This is a genomic window from Flagellatimonas centrodinii, assembly GCF_016918765.2.
Taxonomy (GTDB): Bacteria; Pseudomonadota; Gammaproteobacteria; order Nevskiales; family Nevskiaceae; genus Polycyclovorans; species Polycyclovorans centrodinii.
In genome coordinates this window covers 1920275-1932974 of sequence record NZ_CP092104.1, presented here as the reverse complement: position 1 = coordinate 1932974, position 12700 = coordinate 1920275, and the positions used below count along the sequence as shown (strand labels likewise).

Below are 12700 nucleotides of genomic sequence, written 5' to 3'. Positions count from 1 at the left end.
GTCACGCAGCTCCGGTGGTAATCACGGGGCCGGTGTTGGCGGCCGCGGCATTGGCAGTCTTGGCCTGCACCGCACGCACGCGGTCGGCCGGCGTGTCGACCTTGATCACGCCGTCTTCGAGGATCAGCACACGATCTGCCAGCGGCAACCAGCTGGGGCGGTGCGCGGTGAAGATCAGGGTCTTCTCTCGCGACATCTCCTGAAACAGGCGAATCACCCGCTCCTCTGCATTGGAGTCGAGACTCGACGACGGCTCATCGAGCAGCCAGATGTCAGGGTCCTGCAGCACCAGGCGGGTGAGCCCGACCAGCTGCCGCTGGCCGCCGGAAAGCCCGTAGCCGCCCTCACGGATCGGCAGCCCCAAGCCCAGGGGGTGGCGCTTGACTGCGTCGATAAGCCCTGTCTTCTCAAGCGCGGCATGAATCTCCGCCTCGTCCGGCAGCGGTAGCCCGAGCGTGAGGTTCTCCTGCAGGGTGCCGGAGAACAGCCGCACGTCCTGCGGCAGATAGCCGATCACCCGGCGAAGCCAACTCGGGCGACAGTGCTGCAGGTCGAGCCCGGCAAGCCTGACTTCACCCTCAGCAGGGGTGCCCAAGCCGGCGAGCGCCTTCAGCAAGGTGCTCTTGCCGCCACCATTGCGGCCCAGGATCGCGATCCGCTCGCCGGCCTTGATCTCGAGCTTGGGCACGGCGAGCTGGGCGGACTGCGCGCCCTCATAGCCATATTTAAGGTCTTGAACCACCAGATCCAGAGGCACGCCATGCGCATTGGCCTGGCGACTGGGGTCATCATCCGACGGACAGGACAGGAGTTCGTTGAGCACCTGCAGCGCGTAACTGGCGTGATGCCAACGCAGCAACAGCTGGGTGATCATCGAAGTAGTGCCCAGCGCACGGCTCGACAGGATGGCGCAGGCGATCATGCCGCCCATGGTGAGTACGCCGCGCTCGATCTCGTAGACCCCGACGATGAGAATACTGACGTAGGCGATCTGCTGAAAGAACGAGGTAACGTTCTGCGCATGTGCCGTCAGCATCTGCAGCTTCTCGCTGCGCTTGGCGGTTTCCCGGGTGGAGCGCAACCAGACATCGCTGAAGTTGGGCTCACCGCCCTGCGACTTGATAATGTCGACTCCCGAAACAGCTTCGAACAGCACGCCCTGGCGACGAATGATTTCGTCGTTCTGCTCACGTTGAAGGCGCGCCATCGGTTTGTAGACCACCAGACCGATGAGCAGGCACAACGGCACGAACAACACCAGCACCCATGCCACCGCCTTTCCGATCAGGGCGATCAGGGCAATGAAGAGGAAGATGAACGGCAAGTCGGCCAGCACGAACAGGGTCGAGGAGGTGAAGAAACCCTTGATCGCCTCGTAGTCACGCACCTGCGCCACCAGCGACCCCACCCGGGACGGGCGGCGATCAGACTTCAACGCCATGACCTTTTCGAAGAAGTACAGCGACAATGCTTCGTCCAGGCGCATGGTCACCGCCTCCAGCATCTTCACCCGCAACCCTTTGAAGAAAAGGTCGAACAGGTAAGCGATCAGCACTCCGCTGGCCAGCACCCACAGTGTGGAGTAGGCAAAGTTCGGCACCACCCGGTCGTACACCTGCATGGCGAACAGCGACGAGACGATGGCAATGAGGTTGATGGCAACCGTCGCGGCGCCGACGTTCAACAGCGCCGGCTTGTGGGCCTTGAGCGCAGCCACGATGGCCTCGGTCGCCGGCCCGCGGCGGGGGGCGTGCGACAGCTTGTCCCCCGATGCCAGGCTGGGAGAGACCGGCACCCAAAGCTCCATGACCTCCGGTTGCCGCTCGGGTGCAACGCCGAGCCAATCGATCTTCATCGCCTCATCATTGCCACGAAGCCGCGAGACGATACCGACTGCGCCGTCGACAATGACCCAGGCCGGCATCTGGGCATCGAATGCCAATGGCACCGGCACACGCTCAACCGTATGCCCGGCGAACAGCCACTGCCAGGCCGCCGCCAGTCGTTTCTCGGCCGTTTCGCCGTGAACATCCTGCCAAGCCTGCTGCGCCTCCCGCAGCGAGGCATGCAGCCCACGGCGTTGCGCCATGTCACACAGCGCCTGCGCGGCCAGCGCGTCCCCGATCAGCGGGGCCTTGGCTTCACTCATTCGGTCAATCTTCCTGAATCACGTTTATCGCCGGCGCCTGCTCGGACAGGCGTCGCCAGAACAGCCCCTGCAGCGCCAGTCGAGCGTTGGCCGACCACAGGCTGCGGCGCACGCTGATGGCCTGCAACACCGCATCGTTGGCCTCACGCTGGGCGTTGAGCACTTCCAACCAGCTTTTGCGGCCGACCTCGAACTGGCGGCGGAAGCTGTCGACCAGCGCCTGCGCCGACTCGGCGGCAGCCACCTGGGCGTCGATCTGCATCAGGGCCGAGGCCCGTTCCGCACGCGCCACTTCAATGGCGGAATTGACATCGCGAATGGCGGCCGTCAACGCGGCTTCGGCCGACGCGGTGCGCGCGAGGTCGGCCTGGTAGGCCCGATAGCCCTGCAGGCCATTGTTGCTCTGGTACTGCATCACCAGCAGCGCGGCATCATCGTTGTTGGGGTCGACCACAAAGCCGTCGACCTGGCGCCGGTACTCGAATGCCAGTTGCGGCCACAGGCCAGCCTTGCTGGCGCGTGTCGTGGCCTGCTGCTGGCGAATCGCGGCCTGCGCCGCCTGTCGCAGCGGATGCGCTTCGATGTTGACGCGCCCCACCGCCCGCAGCTCCGCGTCGCTCAACAGTCGGCGCTGGTCCGGCCATTCCACCCGCTCAGGCGCGAGGTCGATCAGGCTGGCCAGCTGGGTACGGGCCGACACCAGCAAGGCCCGGTTGGCCTGGGCGCTGGCCCGCGCCTGACTAAGTCGGGTCATCACGGTCTGCTCGTCCGATTGGGGGGAAACCCCCTGCGAAGCGCGCCGACGGATCAATTCAAGCAGGCCTTCGAGGGCCCCGATGTACGAGCGCCACTGCTGGTCCAGCTCACTGGTGGCAGCCAGGCTGAGATAGGCCTCGGCAGTATTGACCCCGAGTTCCAATCGGACCCGATTCAGTTCCGCCAGCGCGGCCAGTTGCTGCGACCGCGAGATCTCGACCTGGGCGCCGGTCAGGCCGCCGTTCCAGAGGGGCTGCACCACCCGGACGATGCTGGTGTTCTCGCCATCGTCACGCTGTTCGGTCTGCAGCGCGAGGTAGGGGTAGTAGCCGGCCTGGGCCCCGCTGATGTCGAAATTGGTGGCCTCGAGGGCACGCTCGCTCTGCTGCACCCGCGGGTGTCGCTGCCAGACGATGCCAAGGGCATCGCCCAGATCCAGCGCTGCCGGACGATCTCCCATGTCCGGGGCCTGCGGCAGCCGTGCCAACTCGCGCTCGGCCCGCGGCAGGCTGAGATCGAGCGGGGCCGACTGCTGCTGCGACGCCTGATCCGGCGCACCTGAAGAAGAAGCGTTCGCGGGTGGCGCCGCGACCGGCAACGCGTCGTCGGCCGATACCGTGGCCGGCATCTCGTCGCCCATCGGCAATACGGTCTGGGGCGGGCTGTCCGGCGTCGCAGCACAGCCGGCGACCCACAGGGCCAGCGCCAACGGCAACAGGCAGTTCAACGCGTCACGGTGCGACAGTCGCACGATGCGTCGCGAGGTCAGGTCCATCATGGGCAAGGGTCTGCTACTCGGGTTGAATAAGCGTGGGCAGGCCGGCGATTCCGGCCATGCCACCGTGTCAGCGCGGCATTATCACACGTCGGCCCGGTGATGGCCGAGACGCGACGCCCCAACAAAAAACCCCCGCCCCGGAGAGCCGGGACGGGGGTTGAAACAGCAACCGTCTTAGCGCTTGGTGGCTTCGACGTTGACGCGACGGTTCTGCGCACGACCGGCTTCGGTGTCGTTGCTGGCCGCCGGGCGGGTTTCGCCGTAGGCCGTCAGCGACAGCAGGTCAGCGGCGATGCCCTTGCGGCTCAGGTAGTCGCGCACCGAACCGGCACGGCGCTCGGACAGCGCCTGGTTGTAGGCATCGGTGCCGATCTCGTCGGTGTGGCCGGCCAGCTTGATCGACAGCACCGCATCACCGGCTTCGGCGATGGCAGCGGCAATCGCGTCGAGCTTGGCACGCGCGGCGGCGGTCAGGTCCGACTTGTCGAATTCGAAGTAGACGGTTTCGTCGAGCAGGGCAGCGGCCGGTTCGGCATCGCCGATTTCCTGCGCCTTCGGGCAACCCTTGGCATCCACTTCCGTGCCGGCCGGGGTGTCGGGGCAGAGGTCGGCCGTGTCGGGCACGCCGTCGCCATCGCTGTCCACCACGGCGGCAACTGGCGCGGCCTTGGGGCCGTATTCCAGCGCATCACCAAACGGAATCACCAGGCCAAGGCGCACAACCAGATCTTCAAGCCGCTGCCCAGCGCCGCCCGCCACACCACTACCGCCGAGGCTGTCGTTGAAGTCCAGTTCGCGGTACTTCACGTCCAGGCGGGCACCCAGCGTGTTGAAGTACTTGAAGATACCGGCACCGTAAGAATAGGTGGTGTCGAGCGTGTCGCCGACGCCGTCCAGATCCGACTCGGCAAGACCGATCCCGATGGAGGCGTAGGGCACCCAGCCATGCGACAGCGGGTAGGTGAACAGCGCATTGGTTTCAAGACCACGCTCTTTCCAGTCGACGCTGCCAACGCTGCCGTCGGCATCGAACCAGGAATGGTGGAGGTTCAGCTCAAGGCCGAAATAGCGATGGAGCGGAACGCCCGCACCGAAATGGAAGCCGGTGCCGTCGTCAGTCATACGGTCATCATCGGAAAAGATGAACTTCGGACCAATCTCGAAGTACGGACGCAGGGCGTAGGGCTCAGCGGCGTGCGCCGCACCGGCCAGACACACCGCACCAACAGCAATTGCGGACGACATGAACTTGAACATTAGTGATTTCCCCTGAGAAAGCGAAACGCTTGTAAAGATCGGCTCCCGCGCCGAGTTATTAAAGCGAGCATCGCCATTATGCTACATGAGTCGTCGAGACAAAATGGCACACCCGTACCGCGATGGACCCCATGGTGCCCGGCGGCGATGAACCGAAACTGAACTGTAGGGTCGAGCGCGGCGACCGCCGACTCCGCCAGTGCACGGCACCGGGATGGCGCCAGCGCTGCCGCACTGCTATTATCTGCATATCCGCATAAGCGGATTAAACCGTCGGCAGTCACACTCCGGCGATCCTTCTGCGGCATCATGCCGACCCTGCTGCCCCACCCCACTGATTGAGGTCCCGCCCGTGAGCCAGTACCTGTTCACCTCCGAATCCGTTTCCGAAGGCCACCCGGATAAGGTGGCGGACCAAATTTCCGATGCCGTACTCGATGCCCTGCTGGCACAGGACAAGTACGCCCGCGTCGCCTGTGAGACGCTGGTCAAGACCGGCATCGCGGTGGTCGCCGGCGAAGTGACCACCAGCGCCTGGGTCGACCTGGAAGAACTGGTTCGCAAGGTCATTCTCGACATTGGCTACACCAGCTCCCAGGTTGGCTTCGACGGCGCCACCTGCGGCGTGCTCAATGTCATCGGCAAGCAGAGTGTGGATATTGCCCAGGGCGTCGACCGAGCGCGGCCCGAAGACCAGGGCGCTGGCGACCAGGGCCTGATGTTCGGCTACGCCTGCAACGAGACCGACGTGCTGATGCCGGCGCCAATCCAGCTGTCGCATCGCATCGTCGAGCGCCAGGCCGAAGCCCGCAAATCGGGGCAGCTGCCGTGGCTGCGCCCGGATGCCAAGAGTCAGGTCACGCTGCGCTATACCGATGGCAAGCCGACCGCCATTGATGCGGTGGTGCTGTCGACCCAGCACGACCCCGACGTCAGCCAGGCCAAGCTGCGTGAGGCGGTAATGGAGCTGATCATCAAACAGGTACTCCCGGCCGAGCTGCTGCACAAGGACACCCAGTTCCACATCAACCCCACCGGCCAGTTCATCATCGGTGGTCCGGTGGGCGATTGCGGCCTGACCGGACGAAAGATCATCGTCGACACCTACGGCGGCTATGCCCGCCACGGCGGCGGCGCCTTCTCCGGCAAGGACCCCTCCAAGGTGGACCGCTCGGCGGCGTATGCTGCCCGCTACGTCGCCAAGAATATTGTCGCCGCTGGCCTGGCGGAGAAGTGCGAAGTCCAGGTGAGCTACGCCATCGGCGTGGCCGAACCCACCTCGATCTACGTCACCAGCTTCGGCACCGGCAAGGTCAGTGACGAGCGCCTTGAACAGCTGGTGCGGGCCCACTTCGATCTGCGCCCCTACGCCATCTCGAAAATGCTCGACCTGCTGCACCCGATGTACCAAGCCACCGCCGCCTATGGTCACTTCGGCCGCCAGCCGGCGGAGATGACCTACGCCTTCGATGTCGTCGAGAACGGCCAGAAGGTGCGCAAGACCGAGACCTTCACCAGTTTCCCCTGGGAGAAGACGGATAGAGCCGAAGCACTCGCGGCGGACGCCCGCTGACACCCCTCCGAAAAGGCCGCCCTGTGCGGCCTTTTTTGTCACATCCCGCACAATTATCCTTGTATCCGTATAAGCGGATATAATGCCGCATCGAATAACGGAGTCCCCTCATGAATGCCCCCACCCCGCTCAAGCTGGCCCCTGAATTCAAGGTCAAGGACATTGACCTCGCCGCCTTTGGACGTAAGCGCGTCCGCATGGCCGAGGAGGAAATGCCCGGTCTGATGTCCATCCGCAAGAAGTACGCGCCGCTGGCGCCGCTGAAGGGCGTTCGCGTGACCGGGTCGCTGCACATGACCAAGGAAACCGCGGTGCTGCTGGAAACCCTGAAGGCCATCGGCGGCGATGTCCGCTGGGCGTCCTGCAATATCTTCTCGACCCAGGACGATGCTGCCGCCGCAGTCGCCGCCGCCGGTACGCCGGTGTTCGCCTGGAAGGGCGAAACGCTGGAGGAGTACTGGGACTGCACACTGGATGCCGTTACCCATCGCCTGCCCGACGGCACCCTCACCGGTCCGGAACTGGTGATCGACGATGGCGGCGACGTGACGCTGCTGATCCACAAGGGCTACGAACTGGAGCAGGGCGATACCTGGGTCGATACCCCCTCCGACAACCACGAAGTAAAGGTCATCAAGGACCTGCTGAAGCGGGTTGCCAAGGAACGCCCGGGCTTCTGGACCCGCGTGGTGAAGGACTGGCGCGGGGTGGCGGAAGAAACCACCACCGGCGTGCACCGGCTTTACCAGATGTTCGAGCAGGGCAAGCTGCTGGTGCCCGCCATCAACGTCAACGACTCGGTCACCAAGAGCAAGTTCGACAACCTCTACGGCTGCCGCGAGTCGCTGGCTGACGGCATCAAGCGCGCCACCGACCTGATGATTGCCGGCAAGGTGGCGTTCGTCGCCGGTTACGGCGATGTCGGTAAGGGATCAGCCCACTCGCTGCGGGGCCTCGGCGCCCGCGTCATCGTGTCCGAAGTGGACCCCATCAATGCGTTGCAGGCGGCGATGGAAGGCTTCGAGGTGAAGACCATCGAAGACGTGCTGCCGTTTGCGGACATCTATGTATCCGCCACCGGCAACAAGGACATCATCACCCTCGAGCACATGAAGGCGATGAAGAACAACGCGCTGGTCTGCAACATCGGCCACTTCGACAACGAGATCCAGATGGACCGCCTCAACGCCTCCGGCGCCGAGCGCGACCAGATCAAGCCACAGGTCGATCGCTACACCTTCACCGACAGCGGCCGCTCGATCTACATCCTCGCCGAAGGCCGCCTGATCAACCTGGGCTGCGCCCATGGCCACCCGGCCTTCGTGATGTCCAACAGCTTCTCCAACCAGACGCTTGCCGCCATCGACCTGTGGCAGCACAAGGACACCTATGACAAGGCCGTCTACCGCCTGCCGAAGAAGCTCGACGAAGAAGTGGCGGCACTGCATCTGGAGCAGATCGGCGTGAAGCTGACCACACTCACCCAGGCGCAGGCCGATTACCTCGGCGTGCCGGTGGAAGGCCCCTACAAGCCGGATCACTACCGCTACTGAGGCCGCACATGTCGGACTGGGCTATTGCCCCGCTGGACGACAGCGGGGATGCGACCGCCAATGCCATCATCGAACTGCTGAAGGACTACAACCAGCAGTTCATCGGCCGCGCGCCCTACGACCGCTTCCGACTGGCCGCGCACAACCCGGAGGGCCGCCTGATCGGCGGCCTTCTCGGCGAGTGGCGCAGTTATTGGTTGCACGTTGACATTCTGGTGGTCACCGAGCCCTACCGCCGCAGCGGCCTGGGCTCTGCCCTGATGCGAACCGCCGAACAGGCCGCCCGAGACAAGGGCTACCGTGGCATTTTTCTGGACACGTTCGAGTTCCAGGCCCCCCGCTTTTACGAGAAGCTGGGGTTCAGCCGCTTCGGTAGCATCCGCAATTTCAGTGAGGGTCATGACCGTCACTTTTATGAGAAACGCCTGTGAGCGTGCCCAGCGATCTGCACTTTTCGTTCGAACTTTTCCCGCCGCGAACGCCGGTCGGTTGGGAGAAGTTGCCGTCGCTGATTGACGACCTCGCAGCCGTCAAACCGGCTTTCTTCAGCGTGACCTATGGCGCGGGCGGCTCCGAACAGGACGGGACCGCTGAAGCGGTCCGCCAAGTGGCCAGCCGCACCGGCATCGAGGCCGCGCCCCACCTCACCTGCGTCGGCTCCAGCCGGGCTCGAATCGCTCAGTTGCTGCAACAGTATCGCGACTCCGGCGTGACCCGCATCGTGGCATTGCGCGGCGACCTGCCTGCCACCAGCCTGAGTAACGCCGCCCCTGGTGAGCTGCGCTATGCCGATGAGTTGGTGGCATTCGTTCGCGAGCAGCATGGTGACCACTTCACGCTCGAGGTGGCGGCGTATCCCGAAGTCCACCCGCAGGCGACCGATCCTGCGGCGGACTTCAGGCATTTCGTTCGCAAGGTACAGGCGGGTGCCGATGGCGCTGTCACCCAGTACTTCTACAACGCCGATGCCTACTTTGATTTCGTCGAGCGCTGCACGCAGGCAGGGCTGCAGGTACCGGTGGTTCCAGGCGTGATGCCCATCGTCAATACGGCCCAGCTGCTGCGCTTTTCCGCAGCCTGTGGCGCGGAGGTGCCGCGCTGGGTGCGTCTGCGGCTTGAGGCTTACGGCGACGACAAGGCGTCGGTGCAGGCCTTCGGGCTGGAAGTGGTGAGCCGGCTGTGCGAAACGCTGTTGAAGGGCGGAGCGCCGGGGGTGCACTTCTACACCCTGAACCAGGCCGAGCCCACCTTGAAACTCTGGCGCAATTTGGGTTTGCCCGTCATCTGAAGTGCACAGCGCCGGCTTCGCCTGCGCGCGATCCCCTACGGGGCCCCTCGCGCGGTGGCGCGCGTCGCTACTTCTACACCCTGAACCAGGCCGAGCCCACCTTGAAACTCTGGCGCAATTTGGGTTTGCCCGTCATCTGAAGTGCACAGCGCCGGCTTCGCCTGCGCGCGATCCCCTACGGGGCCCCTCGCGCGGTGGCGCGCGTCGCTACTTCTACACCCTGAACCAGGCCGAGCCCACCTTGAAACTCTGGCGCAATCCGGGCCTGCCTGTCACTTGAAGGGCGCAGCGCCGAGCTGACCCTGGAGTTCGGGCGCAACCTCGATCAGTACTGGGCCGGCCGGCGACAGCCGTGACACCCGGCGGGCGTCATCGAGCACCGCTGCCCACTCCTCGGCACTGTCGACCCGGTACTGCGCACGGGTGAAGGGCATCAGGCAGATACCGGCCAGCCCGGCGCGCACATCGGCACGATCACGCACCGCCAGCACCAGCAGCGCGGTGTGGGCACAATGGGCTTGCGCCACTTCAGCGACCAGCGTTGGCAGCGAAGAGGTCGTCGAGGTCCGCCACTGCAGCGGCGGTGCGATCTCGGTTGGGCGGGGTGATGCATTCATCGGTGGGCTCGGTGGTGTCGGCGATACCGGCGGGCCCCAGAAACGAGAAACCCCCGCCGGACTGCGCCGACGGGGGTTGGATCAAGCAGCAACGTCCCCTACGGCGCGTCGTTTACGACGACGAGCACGGCAATGACGGCTTTGGCGAACATCGGCGTCATGAGCAGGGGCGGGTGGCTGTGAACAGGTTGAGAATTCGAGCCGAGAGTGTCCACTCTCGGTGGGATCAATGTCAACGGGGACTCGATGAAACGTCTGCTCTGGATCGCGCTGGCCACCCTGTTGCTGCTGACGGTCGTCCCGGTGGCGGTACTTGCAGTGCTGCCACCACCGATCACCGCGTTCATGGCTGCAGATGTGTTTGATCGTGAAGGGCCGCCGGTGCGTCAGCGTTGGGTGGCTCTGGAAACCCTGCCGAAGCATGTTCCGTTGGCCTTCGTTGCGGCCGAGGATCAGCGTTTTCCTGCCCACCACGGCTTCGATCTCAAAGCGATCCGCGATGCCCTGGATCACAACGCCGAAGGTGGCCACACCCGGGGGGCGTCGACGATCAGTCAGCAGGTGGCGAAGAATCTGTTTCTCTGGCGGGGCCGCAGCTGGGTGCGAAAGGGGCTGGAAGCGGGCTACACCCTGTTGATCGAAATCCTCTGGTCGAAGCGTCGCATCCTCGAGGTCTACCTCAACATCGCCGAGCTCGGACCCGGCCTGTACGGCGTGGAAGCGGCTGCTGCGCACTATTGGTTGAAGCCGGCAGCCGGACTCAGCCCGTCGGAGGCGGCACTGCTGGCCGCATCGCTACCGGCACCGTCGCGCTACCGGGCCGATGCCCCGGGGGACTATGTGCGTGAGCGCGGCCGGTGGATCGAAGATCAGATGGCGCAACTGGGGCCGGCGTGGCTGGACGGCATCGTCCCCTGACCGACGCGTCGGCGGCCGTCGACCGACATTCCGTCGTGCCCGTCAAGCGGCACCTTCGGGCGCGCACGCCACCAACGATGAGGATCGACATTAAGTATCCGCTGCAACTGCATGCATTGAAAACATTTATCGCGCTTACCCACATTAGCTGTGGATAAACTTGTGCATAGCCGTCGGAACACCACCCTAAGTTGCCGTCCGGCCTTGGTTTTCTGCCCGATGGAAACTTTCTGTTCATCAACTTAATTCCTTTTAAATCATTGTGTTGGAGATTCATTACATTTTTTCGACGACCTCAGGTCAACGCTCGACCCGGTCGCGCTCGGGGTGCACTGCCCTTGTGCATAAACACCGCCCGGATACCGACCCCGGCCGGCCTACAATGGCGCCATGAATCCGACGCTCCCGCTGGTCCTGTGTCTGTCCGGTCATGACCCCTCGGGGGGTGCCGGCATTCAAGCCGACATCGAAGCCATCCGCGCGCAGGGGGCGCATGCCCTGAGCCTGATCACCGCGCTGACGATTCAGGACACGGTCGATGTCACTGCGGTCGAAGCCGTGCCGCTGGACTGGCTGCAACGACAATGGGCGCGACTGGCAACCGACTGTCGGATCAGCGCGATCAAGGTGGGCCTGCTGGGCAATGCCGATCAGGCCGAATGGGTTGCCAGCCTGGCTGCCGAGCTGGACGTCCCGGTCGTGGTCGACCCGGTCTTGCGCGCGGGCGGCGGTGCACGCCTGGCCGAACCGGCCTATCTCGACCGGCTGTTGCCAGCGGTCACCCTGCTCACGCCGAATCAGTCTGAAGCCGCTCAGATGGCGCCGGATGCCGACGACCCGTGCACCCGGGGAATGGCATTGCGGGACCGCGGCTGTCGCCACGTGCTGGTCACCGGCGGTGACGTGGCGGGCAGCACGGTCACCAACTGGTGGATCCATGCCGACGGCGCGCGTGCCTTCCATTGGCCACGGGTCGATGCCGCCTTCCACGGCGCCGGCTGCACGTTGGCCGCGACGCTGGCGGCTCGGCTCGCGCATGGCGATCCGATCGCCGAAGCGATCGAAACCGGGCAGCGGGTCGTTCATCAGATGCTGCGGGCCGGCCAGCGCATCGGCCGCGGCCGCCTGATCCCCGGCCGCAGCGGATGAACCCTACCCTGCCTGAAGGGCTGTATGTCATCACCGCGGATGCCCTCTGCCAGCACCTCGACACCCTGCTGCACGGAGTCGAAGCCGCGCTGCGCGGCGGCGCCGTGCTGGTGCAATACCGCGACAAGCACGCCAGCCCCCCCCAGCGCATGACGCGGGCCCGCGCACTGCGCCGGCTGTGCGATGCCCACCATTGCCCGCTGATCATCAATGACGACGTGGCACTGGCGTGCGAGATCGGGGCAGCCGGCGTTCATATCGGCCAGCGTGACGGTGCCGTAGCAACCGTGCGCGCGCAGTTGGGGTGCTCGGGCTGGCTTGGCGTGAGCTGTGGCGACGACCTCGGCCGTGCGCGAGCTGCGGTGGCGGCCGGCGCCAACTATGTCGCCTTCGGCCGGCTGTTTCCGTCCCGCTCGAAGCCGGACGCACCGCTGGCACGGCTGACAACCCTGTCCACGGCAGCCGACAGCCTGTCGGTGCCGGTATGCGCCATCGGCGGCATCACCCCGCCGCAGGTCGCCATCGTGCGCCACCACGGCGCTCGCCTGGTGGCGGTGATCGATGGCGTGTTCGGCGCACCGGATATCGAGGCCGCAGCGCAGGCCTACACCGACGCGCTGGCAACGTACAATCGCGATCTTCCATCCGCCTGATCCGCCGCG

11 protein-coding genes are annotated in these 12700 nt (G+C 65.0%); 7 read left to right on the top strand and 4 right to left on the bottom strand.

What is annotated here, in order from left to right; all coding sequences use genetic code 11:
- Position 1: 1 nt before the first annotated feature.
- The 3 genes from JN531_RS09065 to JN531_RS09055 all read right to left on the bottom strand — a co-directional run bounded on the left by JN531_RS09065 (position 2) and on the right by JN531_RS09055 (position 4940).
- Positions 2–2149, bottom strand: a complete 2148-nt coding sequence (locus tag JN531_RS09065; protein WP_228348548.1) for an ATP-binding cassette domain-containing protein — start codon at positions 2147–2149, stop codon at positions 2–4.
- A 4-nt stretch (positions 2150–2153) separates the two neighbouring features.
- On the bottom strand, positions 2154–3683 hold the full coding sequence (locus JN531_RS09060; protein WP_228348547.1) for a TolC family protein: 1530 nt from the start codon (positions 3681–3683) through the stop codon (positions 2154–2156).
- A gap of 174 nt (positions 3684–3857) precedes the next feature.
- The gene (locus JN531_RS09055; RefSeq protein WP_228348546.1) at positions 3858–4940 is read right to left on the bottom strand and encodes an OmpA family protein; all 1083 of its coding nucleotides are present in this window, start codon (positions 4938–4940) and stop codon (positions 3858–3860) included.
- 352 nt (positions 4941–5292) lie between these two features.
- Between JN531_RS09055 and metK the strand changes: the two genes are divergently transcribed.
- The 4 genes from metK (at position 5293) to metF (ending at position 9354) form a co-directional block, all read left to right on the top strand.
- A complete protein-coding gene (metK, locus tag JN531_RS09050) occupies positions 5293–6513 on the top strand; it encodes a methionine adenosyltransferase (protein WP_228348545.1) in 1221 nt (406 codons plus the stop codon).
- A gap of 110 nt (positions 6514–6623) precedes the next feature.
- On the top strand, positions 6624–8066 hold the full coding sequence (gene ahcY, locus JN531_RS09045) for an adenosylhomocysteinase (RefSeq protein WP_228348544.1): 1443 nt from the start codon (positions 6624–6626) through the stop codon (positions 8064–8066).
- A gap of 8 nt (positions 8067–8074) precedes the next feature.
- A complete protein-coding gene (locus JN531_RS09040) occupies positions 8075–8497 on the top strand; it encodes a GNAT family N-acetyltransferase (protein WP_228348543.1) in 423 nt (140 codons plus the stop codon).
- A 2-nt stretch (positions 8498–8499) separates the two neighbouring features.
- Positions 8500–9354, top strand: a complete 855-nt coding sequence (metF, locus tag JN531_RS09035; protein WP_436233315.1) for a methylenetetrahydrofolate reductase [NAD(P)H] — start codon at positions 8500–8502, stop codon at positions 9352–9354.
- A gap of 272 nt (positions 9355–9626) precedes the next feature.
- On the opposite strand, the gene JN531_RS09030 is transcribed toward metF, so the two are convergent.
- A complete protein-coding gene (locus JN531_RS09030; protein WP_228348541.1) occupies positions 9627–9971 on the bottom strand; it encodes a thiamine pyrophosphate-binding protein in 345 nt (114 codons plus the stop codon).
- Positions 9972–10217: 246 nt separating this feature from the next.
- Here JN531_RS09030 and mtgA point away from each other — a divergent pair, with 246 nt between their 5' ends.
- The 3 genes from mtgA (at position 10218) to thiE (ending at position 12691) form a co-directional block, all read left to right on the top strand.
- The gene (gene mtgA, locus JN531_RS09025; RefSeq protein WP_228348540.1) at positions 10218–10889 is read left to right on the top strand and encodes a monofunctional biosynthetic peptidoglycan transglycosylase; all 672 of its coding nucleotides are present in this window, start codon (positions 10218–10220) and stop codon (positions 10887–10889) included.
- 390 nt (positions 10890–11279) lie between these two features.
- Positions 11280–12038: a bifunctional hydroxymethylpyrimidine kinase/phosphomethylpyrimidine kinase gene (gene thiD, locus JN531_RS09020; RefSeq protein WP_228348539.1), complete on the top strand. Its 759-nt coding sequence runs from the start codon at positions 11280–11282 to the stop codon at positions 12036–12038.
- Positions 12035–12691 carry a thiamine phosphate synthase gene (gene thiE / locus JN531_RS09015; protein WP_228348538.1) on the top strand — a complete coding sequence of 219 codons (657 nt, stop codon included), beginning with the start codon at positions 12035–12037 and terminating at the stop codon, positions 12689–12691. The genes thiD and thiE overlap by 4 nt, the downstream gene beginning before the upstream one ends.
- The last annotated feature ends 9 nt before the right edge of the window (positions 12692–12700 follow it).

Bases quoted from the DNA above. Each gene is read 5' to 3' on its own strand.
- JN531_RS09065 (WP_228348548.1), bottom strand. From the start codon at position 2,149: ATGAGTGAAGCCAAGGCCCCGCTGATCGGGGACGCGCTGGCCGCGCAG.
- JN531_RS09060 (WP_228348547.1), bottom strand. From the start codon at position 3,683: ATGATGGACCTGACCTCGCGACGCATCGTGCGACTGTCGCACCGTGAC.
- JN531_RS09055 (WP_228348546.1), bottom strand. From the start codon at position 4,940: ATGTTCAAGTTCATGTCGTCCGCAATTGCTGTTGGTGCGGTGTGTCTG.
- ahcY (WP_228348544.1), top strand. From the start codon at position 6,624: ATGAATGCCCCCACCCCGCTCAAGCTGGCCCCTGAATTCAAGGTCAAG.
- JN531_RS09040 (WP_228348543.1), top strand. From the start codon at position 8,075: ATGTCGGACTGGGCTATTGCCCCGCTGGACGACAGCGGGGATGCGACC.
- JN531_RS09030 (WP_228348541.1), bottom strand. From the start codon at position 9,971: ATGAATGCATCACCCCGCCCAACCGAGATCGCACCGCCGCTGCAGTGG.
- mtgA (WP_228348540.1), top strand. From the start codon at position 10,218: ATGAAACGTCTGCTCTGGATCGCGCTGGCCACCCTGTTGCTGCTGACG.
- thiD (WP_228348539.1), top strand. From the start codon at position 11,280: ATGAATCCGACGCTCCCGCTGGTCCTGTGTCTGTCCGGTCATGACCCC.
- thiE (WP_228348538.1), top strand. From the start codon at position 12,035: ATGAACCCTACCCTGCCTGAAGGGCTGTATGTCATCACCGCGGATGCC.